At 62.4% G+C, this 17402-nt stretch carries 16 protein-coding genes; 9 read left to right on the top strand and 7 right to left on the bottom strand.

Going from position 1 to position 17402, the window contains the following annotated elements; genetic code table 11:
- Nucleotides 1-30 precede the first annotated feature (30 nt).
- Both eat and J1G18_RS06320 read right to left on the bottom strand, forming a co-directional pair.
- Nucleotides 31-1401 (bottom strand): ethanolamine permease, encoded by a 1371-nt coding sequence (gene eat / locus J1G18_RS06325; protein ID WP_098965792.1) that lies wholly within the window; start codon nt 1399-1401, stop codon nt 31-33.
- A gap of 304 nt (nt 1402-1705) precedes the next feature.
- Nucleotides 1706-3226: an aldehyde dehydrogenase family protein gene (locus J1G18_RS06320; protein ID WP_025108675.1), complete on the bottom strand. Its 1521-nt coding sequence runs from the start codon at nt 3224-3226 to the stop codon at nt 1706-1708.
- A 479-nt stretch (nt 3227-3705) separates the two neighbouring features.
- On the opposite strand from J1G18_RS06320, the gene J1G18_RS06315 reads away from it, so the two are divergent.
- From J1G18_RS06315 to J1G18_RS06300, 4 genes are all read left to right on the top strand, one after another.
- A complete protein-coding gene (locus J1G18_RS06315) occupies nt 3706-5613 on the top strand; it encodes a sigma-54-dependent Fis family transcriptional regulator (RefSeq protein WP_223007248.1) in 1908 nt (635 codons plus the stop codon).
- A gap of 157 nt (nt 5614-5770) precedes the next feature.
- Nucleotides 5771-7120, top strand: a complete 1350-nt coding sequence (gene mpl / locus J1G18_RS06310; protein ID WP_223007247.1) for a UDP-N-acetylmuramate:L-alanyl-gamma-D-glutamyl-meso-diaminopimelate ligase — start codon at nt 5771-5773, stop codon at nt 7118-7120.
- Entirely contained in the window at nt 7117-7764 is a 648-nt protein-coding gene (gene ubiX, locus J1G18_RS06305; protein ID WP_007968137.1) for a flavin prenyltransferase UbiX, read from the top strand. The genes mpl and ubiX overlap by 4 nt, the downstream gene beginning before the upstream one ends.
- Nucleotides 7757-8041 (top strand): YceK/YidQ family lipoprotein, encoded by a 285-nt coding sequence (locus J1G18_RS06300; RefSeq protein WP_096796309.1) that lies wholly within the window; start codon nt 7757-7759, stop codon nt 8039-8041. The genes ubiX and J1G18_RS06300 overlap by 8 nt, the downstream gene beginning before the upstream one ends.
- A gap of 132 nt (nt 8042-8173) precedes the next feature.
- Here the strand turns inward: J1G18_RS06300 and J1G18_RS06295 are convergent, their stop codons facing one another.
- The 3 genes from J1G18_RS06295 to J1G18_RS06285 all read right to left on the bottom strand — a co-directional run bounded on the left by J1G18_RS06295 (nt 8174) and on the right by J1G18_RS06285 (nt 11136).
- The gene (locus tag J1G18_RS06295; protein ID WP_007968134.1) at nt 8174-8815 is read right to left on the bottom strand and encodes an oxidoreductase; all 642 of its coding nucleotides are present in this window, start codon (nt 8813-8815) and stop codon (nt 8174-8176) included.
- A gap of 27 nt (nt 8816-8842) precedes the next feature.
- Nucleotides 8843-10570, bottom strand: coding sequence for a C13 family peptidase (locus J1G18_RS06290; protein ID WP_135296635.1), 1728 nt, complete (start codon nt 10568-10570; stop codon nt 8843-8845).
- Nucleotides 10571-10680: 110 nt separating this feature from the next.
- The gene (locus tag J1G18_RS06285; RefSeq protein ID WP_003228575.1) at nt 10681-11136 is read right to left on the bottom strand and encodes a MaoC family dehydratase; all 456 of its coding nucleotides are present in this window, start codon (nt 11134-11136) and stop codon (nt 10681-10683) included.
- Nucleotides 11137-11316: 180 nt separating this feature from the next.
- On the opposite strand from J1G18_RS06285, the gene J1G18_RS06280 reads away from it, so the two are divergent.
- From J1G18_RS06280 to J1G18_RS06270, 3 genes are read left to right on the top strand one after another with little or no spacing between them, the layout of a single operon-like run.
- On the top strand, nt 11317-11679 hold the full coding sequence (locus J1G18_RS06280) for a CidA/LrgA family protein (RefSeq protein WP_095139173.1): 363 nt from the start codon (nt 11317-11319) through the stop codon (nt 11677-11679).
- Nucleotides 11679-12395, top strand: a complete 717-nt coding sequence (locus J1G18_RS06275) for an LrgB family protein (RefSeq protein ID WP_027612903.1) — start codon at nt 11679-11681, stop codon at nt 12393-12395. Before J1G18_RS06280 ends, J1G18_RS06275 begins: the two co-directional genes overlap by 1 nt.
- 10 nt (nt 12396-12405) lie before the next feature.
- A complete protein-coding gene (locus J1G18_RS06270) occupies nt 12406-12996 on the top strand; it encodes an LON peptidase substrate-binding domain-containing protein (RefSeq protein WP_007960613.1) in 591 nt (196 codons plus the stop codon).
- Nucleotides 12997-12999: 3 nt separating this feature from the next.
- Here J1G18_RS06270 and J1G18_RS06265 read toward each other — a convergent pair whose 3' ends face one another.
- Nucleotides 13000-14316 (bottom strand): bifunctional DedA family/phosphatase PAP2 family protein, encoded by a 1317-nt coding sequence (locus J1G18_RS06265; RefSeq protein WP_223007246.1) that lies wholly within the window; start codon nt 14314-14316, stop codon nt 13000-13002.
- Nucleotides 14317-14505: 189 nt separating this feature from the next.
- Nucleotides 14506-15204: a DNA-3-methyladenine glycosylase gene (locus J1G18_RS06260; protein ID WP_223007245.1), complete on the bottom strand. Its 699-nt coding sequence runs from the start codon at nt 15202-15204 to the stop codon at nt 14506-14508.
- Between the two features lie 177 nt (nt 15205-15381).
- Between J1G18_RS06260 and J1G18_RS06255 the strand changes: the two genes are divergently transcribed.
- Both J1G18_RS06255 and nadD read left to right on the top strand, forming a co-directional pair.
- On the top strand, nt 15382-16653 hold the full coding sequence (locus J1G18_RS06255; RefSeq protein WP_095139181.1) for a glutamate-5-semialdehyde dehydrogenase: 1272 nt from the start codon (nt 15382-15384) through the stop codon (nt 16651-16653).
- A complete protein-coding gene (nadD, locus tag J1G18_RS06250; protein WP_225138948.1) occupies nt 16622-17344 on the top strand; it encodes a nicotinate-nucleotide adenylyltransferase in 723 nt (240 codons plus the stop codon). Before J1G18_RS06255 ends, nadD begins: the two co-directional genes overlap by 32 nt.
- Nucleotides 17345-17402 lie beyond the last annotated feature (58 nt).

Here is a 17402-nt window from a genome sequence, read left to right as displayed (position 1 = left end):
CACCGGGCGACAGGCCCGGTGCCGGTGCAACTAGATACCTTCGAGCATAGCGTCTGCCGGGGCTTCGGCGCGTTGCTTGGCGGTGAGCTGGAAGTACAGATAACCAGCGGCCATGAAGCCAAGGAACACACAGCCGATCAGCGTGTTGAACCACGCCATCGCCACCAGGCACACCACGGCCAGAAACAGCGCAATTGCTGGCACCACCGGATAGCCCGGGGCGCGGAAGGTGCGTTCCAGGTTCGGTTCGGTTTTGCGCAGTTTGAACAGGCTGAGCATGCTGATGATGTACATCACGATCGCGCCGAACACCGACATGGTGATCATCGCTGCGGTCAGGGTCATGCCTTGCAGATTGACCAGACCGTCGCTGTAGATCGCCGCGATGCCGATCACACCACCGGCCAGAATCGCCCGGTGCGGGGTCTGGAAACGTGACAGCTTGGCCAGGCTCTTCGGCAGATAACCGGCGCGGGCGAGGGCGAAGAATTGTCGCGAGTAGCCGAGGATGATCCCGTGGAAACTCGCCACCAGGCCGAACAGGCCGATCCACACCAGCATATGCATCCACGATGAGTTGTTGCCGACTACCGCTTTCATCGCCTGCGGCAGTGGATCGTTGATGTTCGACAGTTGGCGCCAGTCGCCGACACCGCCGGCCATCACCATCACGCCGATGGCAAGGAACACCAGGGTCAGGATGCCGCTGACGTAGGCCTTGGGAATCGTGCGTTTCGGATCCTTCGCTTCTTCGGCGGCCATGGCCGCGCCTTCGATGGCGAGGAAGAACCAGATCGCGAACGGGATCGCGGCAAAGATTCCGGGGATCGAGCCCAGGGTGAACTCGTTGGCACCCGACCAGCCGTTGAGCACGAAGTTGCTGAAGCTGAAGCCCGGCGCGACCACGCCCATGAATACCAGCAGTTCGGCGACCGCCAGCACAGTGACCACCAGCTCAAAAGTCGCGGCGATGCTGACGCCGAGGATGTTCAGGGTCATGAACACGAAATACGCGCCGACCGCTGCCACCTTCGGATCCAGCTCCGGGTACTGCACGTTGAGGTAGGCGCCGATGGCCATGGCGATCGCCGGTGGGGCGAAGACGAATTCGATCAGCGTGGCGATGCCGGCGATCAGTCCGCCTTTTTCGCCGAACGCCCGGCGGCTGTAGGCAAACGGCCCGCCCGCGTGGGGAATCGCGGTGGTCAGTTCGGTGAAGCTGAAGATGAAGCAGGTGTACATGGTCGCGACCATCAGCGCCGTGACCAGAAATCCGAGGGTGCCCGCGGTGCCCCAGCCGTAACTCCAGCCGAAGTATTCGCCGGAAATCACCAGGCCGACGGCAATACCCCAGAGGTGCAGGGTGCCGAGTGTGGGTTTGAGCTGTGTGGTGGAAGTCATAAGTCCTCTCTGTTTTTTATTGTTCGATCTGTTGGACTTTCGGGTGCAGTGGTTGAGGTGGATGGATGCTGTTCACGCAGCGGCAGTTTTTGTGCAAAACCTGAATGACGGGTACGCAAGGGCCGTGCCAGAGCGGCCAGGCCTTGTGTCGTGTCATTTAGGACGCCTTCGCGAGCAAGCTCGCTCCCACAGGTTTATGTGGTGAACCCATTATTGAGATCGAATTCAGATCCCTGTGGGAGCGAGCTTGCTCGCGAAGGCGGTTGAACAGGCGACACAGAAATATCTGTATCGCCCCCGGGTTTTAGAAGAAGCCCAACGGATTGATGTCGTAGCTCACCAGCAGGTTTTTCGTCTGCTGATAGTGATCGAGCATCATCTTGTGGGTTTCACGGCCGACGCCGGACTTCTTGTACCCGCCGAACGCGGCGTGCGCCGGGTACAGGTGGTAGCAGTTGGTCCACACACGACCGGCCTTGATCGCACGGCCCATGCGATAGGCGCGGTTGATGTCGCGGGTCCACAGGCCGGCGCCGAGGCCGAACTCGGTGTCGTTGGCGATCGCCAGGGCTTCGGCTTCGTCCTTGAAGGTGGTGATGCTCACCACCGGGCCGAAGATTTCTTCCTGGAACACGCGCATTTTGTTGGTGCCCTTGAGCAGGGTTGGCTGGATGTAATACCCGGTCGCCAGATTGCCCTCGAGTTTTTCCACCTTGCCGCCGGTCAGCAGCTCGGCGCCTTCGCCCTTGGCGATTTCCAGGTACGACAGGATCTTGTCGAATTGCTGCTCGGACGCCTGCGCGCCAACCATGGTGTCGGTGTCCAGCGGATCGCCACGTTTGATTTGCAGGACTTTCTTCATCACCACTTGCATGAATTCGTCGTAGATCGACTCCTGCACCAGCGCGCGGGACGGGCAGGTGCAGACTTCGCCCTGGTTGAAGAACGCCAGCACCAGGCCTTCGGCAGCTTTTTCGATGAAGGTCGGTTCGGCCTGCATGATGTCTTCGAAGAAGATGTTCGGCGACTTGCCGCCCAGTTCCACGGTCGATGGAATGATGTTCTCGGCGGCGCATTTCATGATGTGCGAGCCGACCGGGGTCGAGCCGGTGAAGGCGATCTTGGCGATGCGTTTGCTGGTGGCCAGGGCTTCGCCGGCTTCTTTGCCGAAACCTTGCACCACGTTGAGCACGCCCGGTGGCAGCAGATCACCGATCAGCTCCATCAGCACGCAGATGCCCAGCGGGGTTTGCTCGGCAGGCTTGAGCACCACGCAGTTACCGGCGGCCAGTGCCGGAGCGAGTTTCCACGCGGCCATCAGCAGCGGGAAGTTCCACGGGATGATCTGGCCGACCACGCCCAGCGGTTCATGGATGTGATAGGCCACGGTGTTGCCGTCGATTTCGGCAGCGCTGCCTTCCTGGGCGCGTAGGCAACCGGCGAAGTAGCGGAAATGGTCGGCTGCCAGCGGGATGTCGGCGTTGAGGGTTTCGCGGATGGCTTTGCCGTTGTCCCAGGTTTCGGTGATCGCCAGCAGTTCGAGGTTCTGTTCGATGCGGTCGGCGATTTTCAGCAGGATCAGCGAGCGCGCCTGCACGGAGGTCGCGCCCCACGCATCGGCAGCGGCGTGGGCGGCGTCCAGTGCCTTGTCGATGTCTTCGGCAGTGGAGCGAGGAAATTCGGCAATCGGTTGGCCATTCACTGGCGAGGTGTTGGTGAAGTACTGACCTTTGACAGGCGCGACGAACTCGCCGCCGATGTAGTTACCGTACTTGCTCTTGAACGAGACTTTGGCGCCTTCAGTACCGGGGTGAGCGTAACGCATGATTTGTTCTCCTTGGCTTTGTACTTATTAGAGAAACGCGCAAGTGCGCTTGCTATAAGCGTAGAGCAAAGGTCGGGCCACTGCCGTGCAGGGCAGGCAAATCAAGGCTTTGCGTATTTTTTGTCGGACGGGCGGGCGGCGCCTGTGATGGTTTCGGTACAGAGGGGGTGACAGTTTGTACCGCTTTTGGCACAGCCAGTGACCGGCTGGTCTTGCCAGCATTGCAATGCGCCGATGGCTGGAGGATGCTGACTGCCAATCGCCCAGATGCACCCCTTGTGGCGAGGGGATTTAGCGAAACGTCGCACCGCCCCGATCGGCTGCGCAGCAGTCGTAAATCCGGTGTACGCGGTGAATCTAAGAAGCCACGTTGGTTTGATTGGGGCTGCTTCGCAACCCATCGGGGATAAATCCCCTCACCACAAGGTATGTGCCAGCCAATAAAGAGGCGGCACTGATCTCGGGGAGAATAATAAGAAATGCACGATAACCATTTGAGTCGCCATGCCCAGCAGGTTCTCACCGTCAGTCAGGGCAAGCCGCACCTGCACGGGCCCGGTGCCGATCCGTCGATTGCCCGCTCGTGGCTGCGCTGTCTTGAGGACTATCACCTCGACCCGGCCCTGACCATGGCGCCCACCGTGCTCGAACACGGGCGCGTGCTTGAAAGCCGCGAACGCCTGCAACAGGTGTTGCAGATCGCCGGCAATGAAATGAGCAGCCTGCATCAACAACTGTCGGGCGCCGGTCATGCGGTGCTGTTGACCGACGCGCGCGGGGTGATCCTCAACTGCGTCACCGCACCTGCCGAGCGCAAGATTTTCGAACGTGCCGGTCTCTGGCTCGGCGCCGACTGGAGCGAAGCCTGCGAAGGCACCAACGGCATCGGCACCTGCCTGGTCGAGCGCCAGGCACTGACCATCCATCAGGACGAACACTTTCGCGGCCGCCACACCGGCCTGACCTGCTCGGCGAGCCCGGTGTTCGACCCGCACGGCGAACTGCTGGCGGTGCTCGACGTGTCCTCGGCGCGCCACGACGTTTCGCGGCAGAGCCAGTTCCACACCATGGCGCTGGTCAATCTGTCGGCGAAGATGATCGAGAGCTGCTATTTCCTGCGCTGCTTCGATAACCAGTGGCTGCTGCGTTTTCACTTGCAGGCCGAATCCGTCGGCTTGTTCAGCGAAGGGCTGCTGGCGTTTGACGGGGAAGGGCGGATCAGCGCGGTCAACCAGAGCGCGCTGAACCTGCTCGGGCATATTCGCGGTGGTTTGCTCGGCAAACCGGTGGAAGCATTTTTCGATTGTTCGCTGGACGAGTTGCTCGGTCGGGCCAGCGCCAATGCCAGCGCCAGTTGGCCGCTGCGCACCCGCGACGGACGGCATCTGTTTGCCTTGCTGCGTGGCGAATCGCGCAAGCCGGCGCCGATCCTGCCGGCTCCGGTCGTGGCCAAGCCGCAAGCGCTGGCGGGCATTTGCCTCGGCGACGCGGCGCTGCAAGCGGATTTCCGCAAGGCGCTGCGGGTATTCGAACGCGACGTGCCGCTGCTGATCAATGGCGAAACCGGCTCGGGCAAGGAAGCCTTTGCCAAGGCTGTGCATCACGCCAGCCAGCGCGCCAATAAAGCCTTCGTCGCCCTCAACTGCGCGGCGATCCCGGAAAGCCTGATCGAGAGCGAGCTGTTCGGTTATCGCGGCGGCAGTTTCACCGGCGCGCGCAAGGACGGCATGCGCGGCAAGCTGCAGCAGGCCGATGGCGGCACGTTGTTTCTTGATGAAATTGGTGACATGCCGCTGGCGCTGCAAACCCGGTTGTTGCGGGTGCTGGAAGACCGGCAGGTGGTGCCGATTGGCGGCGAGCCGGAAGCGGTCAACGTGCGGATCATCAGCGCCACGCACCGCAATCTGCTGGAACGGGTCGAAGACGGCACCTTCCGCGAAGATCTGTATTACCGGCTCAATGGCCTCGAAGTTGCGCTACCGGCGTTGCGGGAACGCAGTGATAAATCGCAGTTGCTGGATTTCCTGCTGGCCGAGGAGGCCGGCGGCGAAACAATCGTGATCGACGACCCGGCGCGCCAGGCGTTGCTGGCCTTCACCTGGCCGGGCAACGTTCGGCAGTTGCGCAATGTTCTGCGCACATTGGCGGCATTGTGTGATGAAGGGCGAATCGGGTTGGAGGATCTGCCGGCGATGATTCGGCAGGGGCGGCCAACGCTGGAACTGAAGTCGGTTGAATCCGAGCATCCGCTGGAAGATGCCGAACGTCTGGCGTTGCTCGATGTGCTGGAGCAAACGCGCTGGCACATGACCCAGACCGCGCAGCAGCTCGGGGTCAGCCGTAATACCCTCTATAGAAAGCTTCGTAAGCACGCGATCTCCCGTTAAACCGCGTCGCGCCATTCGCGAGCAAGCCCGCTCCCACAGGATCAGCGCCAACCTTGTGGGAGCGGGCTTGCTCGCGAAGGCGTCGGCGCAGGCGAAACACCAGGTGCGATTTTCCCCACCCTACGCTAACCTGCGGCCATGTTTTACGAGGTCGACTATGCACATTCATATTCTGGGTATCTGCGGGACTTTCATGGGCTCGATGGCGGTTCTGGCCAAAGAGCTGGGCCATCACGTGACCGGCTCCGACGCCAACGTCTATCCGCCGATGAGCACGCAGCTTGAGGCCCAGGGCATTCAGTTGACCCAGGGCTACGACCCGGCCCAGCTCGATCCGGCACCGGATCTGGTGGTGATCGGCAACGCCATGTCCCGCGGCAACCCGGCGGTGGAATATGTGCTGAACAAAGGCCTGCCGTACGTCTCCGGCCCGCAATGGCTGGCCGATCACGTGCTGCAAGGGCGCTGGGTGCTGGCGGTTGCCGGCACGCACGGCAAGACCACCACCAGCAGCATGCTCGCCTGGGTGCTGGAACATGCCGGGATGAGCCCGGGGTTCCTGATCGGCGGCGTGCCGCAGAATTTCTCGGTGTCCGCACGTCTGGGCGGTACGCCGTTTTTCGTGATCGAGGCCGACGAGTACGACAGCGCGTTTTTCGACAAGCGTTCGAAGTTCGTCCACTACCGTCCGCGTACCGCGATCCTCAACAACCTTGAGTTCGATCACGCCGACATCTTCCCCGATTTGCCGGCGATCGAGCGGCAGTTCCACCACTTGGTGCGGACTATTCCGAGCGAAGGTCTGGTGATCCACCCGACCACCGAACCTGCCCTGCAGCGCGTGATCGAAATGGGCTGCTGGACCCCGGTGCAGACCACCGGCGTCGGCGGTCAGTGGCAGGTCAGGTTGCTCAAAGACGATGGCTCGGCGTTCGAAGTAATGTTCGAAGGCGTGTCCCAGGGCACTGTCGAATGGGAGCTGACCGGTCAGCACAACGTCGCCAACGCCTTGGCTGCGCTGGCAGCGGCGCGGCATGTCGGTGTGGTGCCAGCGATGGGCATCGCCGGCTTGAGCGCATTCAAGAACGTCAAACGCCGGATGGAGAAAGTTGCGGAAGTACGCGGCATCACCATCTACGACGACTTCGCCCACCACCCGACTGCGATCGCCACCACCCTCGATGGCTTGCGCAAGCGCATCGGCGACGCACCGCTGATCGCGATCATCGAGCCGCGCTCCAACTCGATGAAGCTCGGCGCGCACCGTGACGGTCTGCCGGACAGCGTGGTCGATGCCGATCAAGTGATCTGGTACGCCCCGGCCAACCTCGGTTGGGATCTGGGCGCCACCGCCGCGCTGTGCAGCGTGCCATCGATTGTCAGCGACTCGCTGGAAGGCATCATCGAACGCGTGAAGAGCCAGGCCCAGCCCGGCACTCACGTGGTGATCATGAGCAACGGTGGCTTCGGCGGTCTGCACGGCAAACTCGCCGAGGCACTGCAATGAACACTTTTGCCCAGAGCGGCGGCCCGGAACGCATCACGCTGGCGATGACCGGCGCGTCTGGCGCGCAGTATGGATTGCGCCTGCTCGACTGCCTGGTACGGGAAGATCGCGAAGTGCACTTCCTGATCTCCAAGGCCGCGCAACTGGTGATGGCCACCGAAACCGATGTCACGCTGCCGCCCAAGCCGCAGATGATGCAGGCGTTTCTCACCGAATATACCGGGGCGGCTGCCGGGCAGATCCGTGTGTACGGCAAGGAAGACTGGATGTCGCCGGTAGCCTCGGGCTCCGGCGCGCCGGCGGCGATGGTCGTGGTGCCGTGTTCCACGGGTACCTTGTCGGCGATTGCCACGGGCGCGTGCAACAACCTGATCGAGCGCGCGGCGGACGTCACCTTGAAGGAGCGGCGCCAGTTGATTCTGGTGCCGCGCGAGGCACCGTATTCGAGCATTCATCTGGAGCACATGCTCAAGTTGTCGAACATGGGCGTGACCATCCTGCCGGCTTCGCCGGGCTTCTATCACCAGCCGCAGACCATCGACGACCTGATCGATTTCGTCGTCGCGCGGATTCTCAATCTGTTGGGCATTCCACAGGACATGCTGCCGCGTTGGGGCGAGCATCATCTGAGCAGCGATGAATAAGCTGTTGATGATTGCGCTGGCGCTGCAACTGGCCGGCTGCGCCACCGCGCGCACGCTGGATGCCGCCAAGCCGGGGGCGCCGGTGGTGTATTCCGGGACGCGCCTGGATTTGTACGCGATGAATGGCGGGTGCTGTGCGATGGACCGCTTCGGAGCTGAGGCGCCGAGTTATCCGGGAGTGGACCTGCCGGCGAGTGCGTTGCTCGATACGCTGTTGTTGCCGTTGTCTTTGCTGACCGTGATTGGCGTGGGGTTTCAGGCGACTGGCGGATTGTAGGGGAGTGTGGCGAGGGGATTTATCCCCGATGGGGGGCGCAACGCCCCCAAAATCTGAAAAACGACGACTGCTGCGCAGCCGATCGGGGCGGTGCGACGTTTCGCTAAATCCCCTCGCCACAAAGTACGGTGTTTACTTGCCGAGCTTGCGCAGCTCATCCGACTCGACGATCCGCACCCCATCCTGTTCTTCCAGCGCCAGGCGCCACATCGCCCGGGCCAGTTGGCAGGCTTCGATGCCGCGGTACTTGCCGGGAATCAGTTTGGAAAACGGCGCCGCCAGCTGTTCGCCCAGGCGCGGTTCGGTACGATCACCCAGCAACAGCGATGGCCGGCAGATGGTCAGTTGCGGCCAGTCCTGCGCGCGCAACGCCTGCTCCATCTCGCCTTTGACCCGGTTGTAGAAAATCGACGATTTCGGATCGGCGCCCAGCGCGCTGATCACGATCAGGTGCCGCGCGCCCATCTCCCGCGCACGTTTGGCGAAGGCCACCACCATGTCCAGATCCACCGCGCGGAACGCGGCTTCGGAACCCGCCTGTTTGATCGTGGTGCCGAGGCAGCAATAGGCGATATCGACGCGACCACTGAGTTGCGGCAGAAACGCTTGTGGGTCGCCCACCGGGTTTTCCAGGTGCGGATGCTCCGCCAATGGACGACGGGACGGGGCGAGCACGCGGGTGATCGTCGGCTCGTTGAGCAAACGGTCGAGCAGATGTTCACCGGTCAGTCCGGTGGCTCCGGCAAGCAATACGTGCTGAGGCGTCAAGTACATAGTGTTTCTCCCTTGATACTGTTCAGCTTAGTTGCTGTTTGTTGCTCCGTCGTTCAATGCAGCACTCTGCAACGCTTTTCTGGCCTGCTGTTTACGCAGCAGTTGCCAGTGTGCCAGCACGGTTTTCGGTGCCCAGATCTGTGGCTCCGAGGCTTCGAAGTTATCCGCCAGTTCGCGCTCGGCGACGGTGGCCTTGGCCAGTTTGAAAGCCTGCTCCAGATCGTCGGTCTGGTTCAGGGCCTGAGCGAACAGGGCGTCGCCGAAGTAGGTGAAGTTGGCTTCTTCCGAGCAACCGAACGACACGCGATCGGCACGCGAGGCGGTCATGATCAGTGTGCGCTCATCTTTCAGCGCGGGGATGAAACCGCCGGAATAGCACGATGAGATCACGATCACCTTGTCGCGATTTTTCAGTGGCGCGAGCACGGCGGCGAGTTCGTCGGCGGGCAGATCGGCCAGCTCCATGCGCGGCTGATCGAGCACCAGCTCGTGTTCGGCGGTGCCGTGGCTGGTCAGGTAGATGAACACCAGGTCTTCCGGGCCGCTGCGTTCAGCCAAAGTCTGCGCGGCGCGGCGCAGGTTCTCGCGAGTGGCCATCGGCCGGTCGACGAGGTGGTCGCGGTGGTTGACCAGACGAATCTGGCCGTAGGCACCGAAACGTGTGGTGAGCATGTTGGCGACGTAGTCGGACTCGCGCAGGAACACGCTTTGCTTGCCGTCGCCACCGAGGGTCAGGGTGTACAGCTCGACTGCCGGCGTCGAGGCGGGCACGGCGGCCAGCGCGTTATCGAGTAGGCGGCCCTGGGCCAGAAGGCCGAGTTCGAGGGTGTCGGGCAACAGCTTGCCGTCGGCGTCACGTACGCGCTGGCCGTTGATCCAGGTACCGCTGAGCACGGTGCCGTCAGTCAGCACCAGAGTGCCGCGTCCGGCGTAGCTGTCGCCGTCGAACCCGCCGATGTAGAAGCTGCCGTCAGACAGGTTCAAGCGGCCCTGACCGCTGAAGCGCCAGTCGTTGAAGAAGCCGATGTAATGGCTGCCATCGGCGCCGATCAATTCGCCCTTGCCGGTCAGCGCGCCTTCCTTGAACTGGCCGAGCCACACGTCGCCGTCGGCGTTCTCGTAGCGGCCCTTGCCGTGCAGCTGGCTGTTCTTGAAGCCGCCGACATAGATGTCACCATCGGCACTGTTGAATGTGCCATTGCCTTCGAGCTGGCCGTTGACGAAATGGCCGCTGAAGGTATTGCCGCTAGAGTCGCCGCGCTGGCCTTCGCCGTTGGGTTTGCCGTGCGCGAACTGGCCTTGATAGGAGCTGCCGTCGTCCATTTCCAGACGGCCCAGCCCGGAATACTGGTCAGCCTTGAACTCGCCACGGTAGGTCATGGCGTTTTCCTTGAGGGTGCCTTCGCCATCGCGGCGGCCCTGCTTGAAACCGCCGGTGTAACTGCTGGCGTTGGTGGTCAGGCTGCCCTGGCCATCGAACAGCCCCTGCTGAAACTGACCGCGATAGACTTCGCCGTTGCTGCCGTGCCACTCGCCCTGGCCATGCCATTGGCCCTTGTCGAACTGCCCGGCGTACCAACTGCCGTTGGGGTAGTCGACCCGGCCCTGGCCTTGCAGCAAGCCGTTGACCAGTTCGCCGCGATAGCGTCCGCCGTCCGGCAGCCGTGCATCCGGGGGCAACAGCGATTCGCCGTCGCCGCACGCGGTGAGCATCAGGGTCAGGGCAAGGGGTGCAAGAGAAGCGAGTGGGCGCATAGCGGGATCCGGGCAATTAGGCGACCGAGTATGCCGCAGCTATGTGACCTTATACAGCCGGGAAAACAGCGCTGATGCGAAACAGCGTGCGCTGTTTCGCATCCCGTGACTCAAACGAAGCAGAGCGACAGCGGTTCGGCGATATAGGCCGGTTTGTCCGAGCCTTCTATCTCAAGCGTCGCGGTGGCCTTGAGCAGCCATTGACCGGGTTTTTTCTCGGTCACTTCGGCCAGATCGACTTTCAGGCGCACTTTTGAATTGACCTTCACCGGCTGGATGAAACGCACGCTGTCCAGACCGTAATTGACCACCATCTTCAGGCCTTGCGGCAGCACGAGGATGTCTTCCATCAGTTTCGGGATCAGCGACAACGACAGGAAACCGTGGGCAATGGTGCTGCCAAAAGGCGTTTGCGCGGCTTTGACCGGATCGACATGGATGAACTGATAATCCCCGGTGGCTTCGGCGAACAGGTTGATGCGCTCCTGATCGATGGTGAGCCATTCGGAACGTCCGAGTTCCTTGCCGACATAATCTTTGAGCTCTGCAACGGGAACATAGGGCATTGAGACTCTCCTTGGGTTCATCGGTTTTATAGTTTTTCAGGTGGGGGATTTGACCGCCCTGCGAACCACTGTAGATCAACATGGCGATTTGCTCCGGTCAACCGACCATGCTTTTGGCGAATGCCGATCCATAGCGCTGCCGTGCTTATAATGCCGAGGACTTGCGGGGGGAGATGTCTGATGTTGTTACGTGGCCTGACCATGCTGGTGCTGTTCCAATTGCTCGGCACGGCACTCAACCATTTGCTGTTGCCGGTGCTGCCGGGGCCGATCATCGGTCTGCTGCTGTTGCTGGTGTTCCTGATCATTCGCGGTGAAGTCGGCGAGCCGCTGAACCTCGCGGCCGGCAGTCTGTTGCGTTATCTGCCGCTGCTGCTGGTGCCGCCGGCGGTGGGCGTGATGGTTTATGCGAGCGACATTGCCGCTGACTTCTGGGCCATTGTCGGCGCGCTGGTGTTGTCGTTGATCCTGTCGATGGCCTTCGCCGGGGTGCTGATGCAACGCCTGGTCAAGCGCCATGCGCCGCACTCGGAGGAGTCGTGATGCTCTTCGATTGGCAAGGCGCCTGGGCTTCGGTGATCCATCATCCGCTGTTCGGCATCGGCATCACCCTCGGTGCCTATCAACTGGTACTGGCGGCGTTCGAGAAAACCCGCTGGATCTTTCTGCAACCGGTGCTGGTCTCGATGCTGGTGGTGATCGGCGTGCTGGTCGGCTGCGGCCTGACCTACGCCGAGTACCGCAAGAGCACCGAAATCCTCAGCATTCTGCTGGGCCCGGCGACGGTGGCGCTGGCGGTGCCGCTGTATCTCAACCTCAAACGCATCCGCCAATTGTTCTGGCCGATTTTTACTACGCTGGTGATAGGCGGTGTAGTCGCCACGGGCATGGGCGTGTTGCTCGGCTGGTGGTTCGGTGCCGAGCACATGATTCTGATGACCATGGCGCCGAAGTCGGTGACCTCGCCGATTGCCATGCTGGTGGCCGAGCAGATCGGTGGCGTGGCGGCGCTGGCGGCGGTGTTCGTGCTGATCACTGGGGTGATCGGCGCGATCTTCGGTCCGGCGTTGCTGACCCGGCTCGGCGTGCACAGCCCTGAGGCGCGCGGCATGGCGCTGGGCATGACCGCACACGCGGTCGGCACCTCGGTGGCGTTGCAGGAAAGCGATGAGTGCGGCGCCTTCGCGGCGCTGGCGATGAGTCTGATGGGCGTGGCCACGGCGGTGTTCCTGCCGTTGGCGGTGTCGATGGTGGTGTAAGGAAATGTCTATGAGTCTGCCGCTTTTTCCGCTCAACACAGTGCTGTTCCCCGGCTGCAACCTCGACTTGCAGATATTCGAGGCGCGCTACCTGGACATGATCGGCCGCTGCATGAAACAGGGCGGCGGTTTCGGCGTGGTGTGCATCCTCGATGGCCACGAAGTCGGCGTTGCGCCAGAGGGCTTTGCCCTGGTCGGCTGCGAAGCGCGGATCACCGATTTCCAGCAACAGGACAACGGTCTGCTCGGGATCCGGGTGCAGGGCGGGCGGCGTTTTCAGGTGTTGCGCACCGAAGTGCAGCGCGATCAGTTGATCCTCGCCGACGTCGAGTGGCTGGACGATGAGCCGGAGCAACCGTTGCAGGACGAAGACGCCGATCTGGTGGCGCTGCTCAAGGCCTTGGCCGAGCACCCGATGGTCGAGGCGTTGAACATGGGCACCGAAGCGCTGGGGCAGCAGTCGCTGGCCAATCAGCTGGCGTATCTGCTGCCGTTCGCCGAAGAAGACAAGATCGACCTGCTGCAACTCGACGATCCGCAGCAGCGACTGGATGCGATCCAGGCGCTGCTCGATGAGCTGCAGGGCGAGCTGTTCGCCTGAGTATCAGTAGGCGTAACGCAACATCGTGTCCGGCAGATGCCGCAGAACGAACAGGCTGAACAGCACCAGCAGTGCCGGCAGAATCAGCCACCAGACCTTGAACGGCATGGCGTTGAGCGGCGCCTTGCGCTGACTCAGCCACAAGCCCGCCGCACATACGCATGCCGCCAGCATTGCGCCGGCCAGAATATCCGTCGGCCAGTGCGCCCCCAGATAAACCCGTGACAAAGCAATCGACAGCGCCGGAATACAGCCGAGCAGCAGCCAGGTCAGGCGCATGCGCGGCGGTTGGCCGCGACCGGCGAGAACCGCCAGCACCAGAAACAGCGCGAACGAACCGGAGGCATGACCGCTGGGCATGCTGTAGCTGGTCAGCGGATCGGTCAGCACCTCCGGGCGGACCCGGGCGAAAAACTGTTTGGTGACGGTATTGAGCAGCGCGGTGCACAGCAGCACGCCACCGGCAAAGATTGCCTGGCGCCATTGCCGGCACAGCAGCAACAGACCGGTGAGCAGGGCGCTGAACATCAACATATTGCGGAATTCACCGATCAGGGTGAACGTCACCGCGATTTCATCGAGCATCGGCTGCCGATGTTCCTGCACCAGGGTCATCACGCCCTGGTCGAGGGCGTGCAGATACGGATAGCCAATAAACAGGCCGATCAGAATCAACAGGCTCATGCTGCTGATCCAGATCGTCGCCCGGCGATGCTGGCGCAAGCTGCTGTTGACGCTCATGCCGACCATCACCGCAATACTGGCGGCAACGATGCCGGCCTGCAGCCAGAAACCTTCCGGCAGCGGCAGACGGATCGCCGCGCCGGTGGCCCAACCCGGCAGCAGGTAGGCGACGCTCCAGCCGGCGGCGGCCAGCAGGCTGACGGCGGCGAAACGCGGGAAGGGCATGTCGCACATCCCGGCAACCATCGGCAACATCGGCCGCAACGGGCCGATGAAGCGCCCGACCAGCAGGCTGGCGATGCCGTAACGCTGGAAGTAGGTTTCGGCCCCGGCCATCCATTCCGGATGGTGGCGCAGTCCCGGCAGGCGGCGGATGTTCTGATGGAAATGGCGGCCGAGGAAGTACGAGATCACATCGCCGAGTATCCCGCCGAGAAAGCCCAGCAGCAGGGTTTCACTCAACGACAGTGCGCCGCTGCCGGCGAGTACGGCCACGGCAAACAGCAGCACCGTGCCGGGCACGATCAGCCCGGCAATTGCCAGGCACTCCACGCAAGCGACGATAAATACCGCAGCGGCCAGCCACTGCGGATTGGCGGCGAGCCACCCGGTCACGCTATCGAGCCATGGGCCCATACACACAACTCCATCAAATCTTCAATAAGTCCCGAAGGCTGTACAAAATTTCAGCAATCACTCAGTACCCTGTGGGAGCGGGCTTGCTCGCGAATGCGGTGTGTCATCAACGAGCTCGTATCTGACACGCCCTCTTCGCGAGCAAGCCCGCTCCCACAAGGGCGCATTGGGTTCAAAACCTGTGTCACTTCAGGACAGCAAAAAATAATCGCGACCTTCGACCTGGCCCCGGCGCAGCGGGTTCCGCGTGCACCACTGGGCATACGCGGCGTCGACGAAACGGTACATCAGGTGTTCGTCGCGGCCATGGGGGATGCCCAGGCGGGTGGTCTGGATAATCTGGGTCGGCGCCGGCCCGGTGTCTTCCACCAGCATCAGCTCGTGATCGAAACGCTTGGCGTCCCACATCGGCACCTTTAGCCCGAGCGCCTTGCACAGCAGCGTCTGCCCGGCGCAAAGCTTTTGCGAAGGACGCGGCCGGCCTTGGGCATCGGGATTGTTCAGCAGCATCTGCGCCAGACTCGCCGGCCCGCTGACCTCATCGACCCACGGGTAAGCGGACTTGATCAGCACCGCATTGCCGGGCCCCTGAGCGCTGAAGTTCAGCGAATCGCCACCGCGGGCGTAATACATATAGATGTGCCCGCCATCCAGAAACAAAGCCTTACGTTTTTCCGTATAGCCGAGAGACGCATGACTGCCTTTTTCCGCGCAGTAATAGGCTTCGGTTTCGATGATCCGGGCGCTGAGCCACAGATCGCCGACCCGGTGGCGGATGACTTTGCCGAGCAGATCGCGGGCCAGCACTTGCGCGTCACGGTCGAAAAAAGCGTCCGGGAGGCCCAGTCGCAGGCGCTCGGCGATGGCGCGATCGGTCAGGTTGGACATGGCAAACGGTGTTTATCCAGGCGAAGGAGGTCGTGATGATAACAATCCGCGGCTTAATTACGGCTGAACGTCGGCAAATTGCAGTCCATTTCGACCATCCGCCTGTCACCGCTGTTAGTCCCGGGACGCGACAGCTATAATCTGCCGCTTTCCTCTTTGCCAAGACCCCAGCAGACCATGACTGAGTCCGTTCTTGACTACATGACCCGATTGGGTCGCGCCGCCCGCGAAGCTTCCCGGGTCATCGGCCGTGCCAGCACCGCGCAGAAAAACCGCGCCTTGCAGGCTGCTGCCAATGCGCTGGACGCTGCTCGCGCCGAGCTGGCCGCAGCCAATGAACAGGATCTGGCGGCTGGTCGCGCCAATGGTCTGGAGCCGGCCTTGCTGGAGCGTCTGGAACTGACCCCGGCGCGCATCGACGGCATGATCGTCGGCCTGCGTCAGGTGGCGGCACTGCCGGACCCGGTCGGTGCGATCCGCGACATGAGCTTTCGTCCGTCCGGGATTCAGGTCGGCAAGATGCGCGTGCCGCTGGGCGTGATCGGGATCATCTACGAATCCCGGCCAAACGTGACCATCGATGCCGCCAGCCTGTGCCTGAAGTCCGGTAACGCGACCATCCTGCGCGGTGGCTCCGAGGCGATTCATTCCAACCGGGCGATTGCCGCGTGCATCCAGCGCGGTCTGGCCGAGGCCGAATTGCCGGCAGCCGTGGTGCAAGTGGTCGAAACCACCGACCGTGCCGCCGTCGGCGCGATGATCAGCATGCCCGAGTATGTCGACGTGATCGTGCCGCGCGGTGGCCGTGGCCTGATTGAACGTATCAGCCGCGATGCCCGGGTGCCGGTGATCAAGCACCTGGACGGCATCTGCCACGTATTTGTCAGCGAGCACGCCGATCTGGCCAAAGCCCAGCGCATCGCCTTCAATGCCAAGACTTACCGTTATGGCATCTGCGGCGCGATGGAGACCTTGCTGGTTGATCAAAGTGTTGCGAAGGATTTCCTGCCGTCGATGGCTGCCCAGTTCCGCGAGAAAGGCGTCGAGCTGCGTGGCTGCGAACGCACCCGGGCGATCATCGACGCGGTGGCGGCCAGCGAAGACGACTGGAGCACCGAGTATCTGGCGCCGATCCTGTCGATCCGCGTGGTCGACGGACTGGATCAGGCCATCGAACACATCAACCATTACGGCTCGCATCACACCGACTCGATCGTCAGCGAAAACCTCGCCGACACCCGGCGTTTCGTCGCGGAAGTCGACTCGGCGTCGGTGATGATCAACACCCCGACCTGCTTCGCCGATGGATTCGAATACGGATTGGGTGCCGAGATCGGCATTTCTACTGATAAGCTGCACGCCCGCGGCCCGGTGGGCCTCGAAGGACTGACCTGCGAGAAGTACATCGTGGTCGGTGATGGCCAGTTGCGCGGCCAGGCGACGGTCTGACTTGACCGACCTCGACTTGACAGCGCCGCTGCCTGACGGCGAATTCCGACCCCGGCGCATCGGCGTACTGGGCGGCACGTTCGACCCGGTGCACATCGGCCATTTGCGTGGTGCGCTGGAAGTCGCCGAAGCGCTGCTGCTCGACGAGCTGCGCATGATGCCCAGCGCCCGGCCGCCGCACCGCGATACGCCGCAGGTGTCGGCGCAGGATCGGTTGGCAATGGTTGAGTGCGCGGTGGCCGGAGTGCCGCCGCTGGTGGTGGACGCCCGCGAATTGCAGCGGGACAAGCCGTCTTACACCATTGATACCCTGGAGTTGATGCGTGCCGAAATGGCCGCCGAGACCCAGGTTTTTCTGCTTTTGGGCTGGGACGCATTTTGCGGCCTGCCCACTTGGCATCGCTGGGAAGAGTTGCTCCAGCATTGCCACATCCTGGTGCTACAGCGCCCGGACGCCGACAGCGAACCGCCGGATGCCTTGCGCAACCTGCTGGCAGCGCGTTCGGTGAGCGACCCGCTGGCCCTGAAAGGGCCGAGCGGACAGATTGCATTCGTCTGGCAGACACCGCTCGCGGTTTCCGCCACCCAGATCCGTCAACTGCTGGCCAGCGGTAAGTCGGTACGTTTCCTGGTGCCCGACGCGGTCCTGGCCTACATCGATGCGCACGGTCTTTACCGTGCGTCGAACTGAACAAGGCGTGCTTCACTGATACGAATCCACGTATCGCCAAGCCGCCGAATATACGAGC

It is taken from the genome of Pseudomonas sp. MIS38, assembly GCF_019891575.1.
GTDB lineage: Bacteria > Pseudomonadota > Gammaproteobacteria > Pseudomonadales > Pseudomonadaceae > Aquipseudomonas > Aquipseudomonas putida_A.
This window is presented reverse-complemented; position numbering and strand designations above follow the sequence as displayed.

Excerpts from the sequence above, each read along its gene's own strand:
- J1G18_RS06295 (WP_007968134.1), bottom strand. The coding sequence starts at position 8,815 with ATGTACTTGACGCCTCAGCACGTATTGCTTGCCGGAGCCACCGGACTG.
- J1G18_RS06275 (WP_027612903.1), top strand. The coding sequence starts at position 11,679 with ATGCTCTTCGATTGGCAAGGCGCCTGGGCTTCGGTGATCCATCATCCG.
- J1G18_RS06285 (WP_003228575.1), bottom strand. The coding sequence starts at position 11,136 with ATGCCCTATGTTCCCGTTGCAGAGCTCAAAGATTATGTCGGCAAGGAA.
- J1G18_RS06260 (WP_223007245.1), bottom strand. The coding sequence starts at position 15,204 with ATGTCCAACCTGACCGATCGCGCCATCGCCGAGCGCCTGCGACTGGGC.
- ubiX (WP_007968137.1), top strand. The coding sequence starts at position 7,117 with ATGAACACTTTTGCCCAGAGCGGCGGCCCGGAACGCATCACGCTGGCG.
- J1G18_RS06265 (WP_223007246.1), bottom strand. The coding sequence starts at position 14,316 with ATGGGCCCATGGCTCGATAGCGTGACCGGGTGGCTCGCCGCCAATCCG.
- J1G18_RS06255 (WP_095139181.1), top strand. The coding sequence starts at position 15,382 with ATGACTGAGTCCGTTCTTGACTACATGACCCGATTGGGTCGCGCCGCC.
- J1G18_RS06280 (WP_095139173.1), top strand. The coding sequence starts at position 11,317 with ATGTTGTTACGTGGCCTGACCATGCTGGTGCTGTTCCAATTGCTCGGC.
- J1G18_RS06320 (WP_025108675.1), bottom strand. The coding sequence starts at position 3,226 with ATGCGTTACGCTCACCCCGGTACTGAAGGCGCCAAAGTCTCGTTCAAG.
- eat (WP_098965792.1), bottom strand. The coding sequence starts at position 1,401 with ATGACTTCCACCACACAGCTCAAACCCACACTCGGCACCCTGCACCTC.
- J1G18_RS06290 (WP_135296635.1), bottom strand. The coding sequence starts at position 10,570 with ATGCGCCCACTCGCTTCTCTTGCACCCCTTGCCCTGACCCTGATGCTC.
- nadD (WP_225138948.1), top strand. The coding sequence starts at position 16,622 with ATGGCCAGTTGCGCGGCCAGGCGACGGTCTGACTTGACCGACCTCGAC.
- J1G18_RS06300 (WP_096796309.1), top strand. The coding sequence starts at position 7,757 with ATGAATAAGCTGTTGATGATTGCGCTGGCGCTGCAACTGGCCGGCTGC.
- J1G18_RS06270 (WP_007960613.1), top strand. The coding sequence starts at position 12,406 with ATGAGTCTGCCGCTTTTTCCGCTCAACACAGTGCTGTTCCCCGGCTGC.
- mpl (WP_223007247.1), top strand. The coding sequence starts at position 5,771 with ATGCACATTCATATTCTGGGTATCTGCGGGACTTTCATGGGCTCGATG.
- J1G18_RS06315 (WP_223007248.1), top strand. The coding sequence starts at position 3,706 with ATGCACGATAACCATTTGAGTCGCCATGCCCAGCAGGTTCTCACCGTC.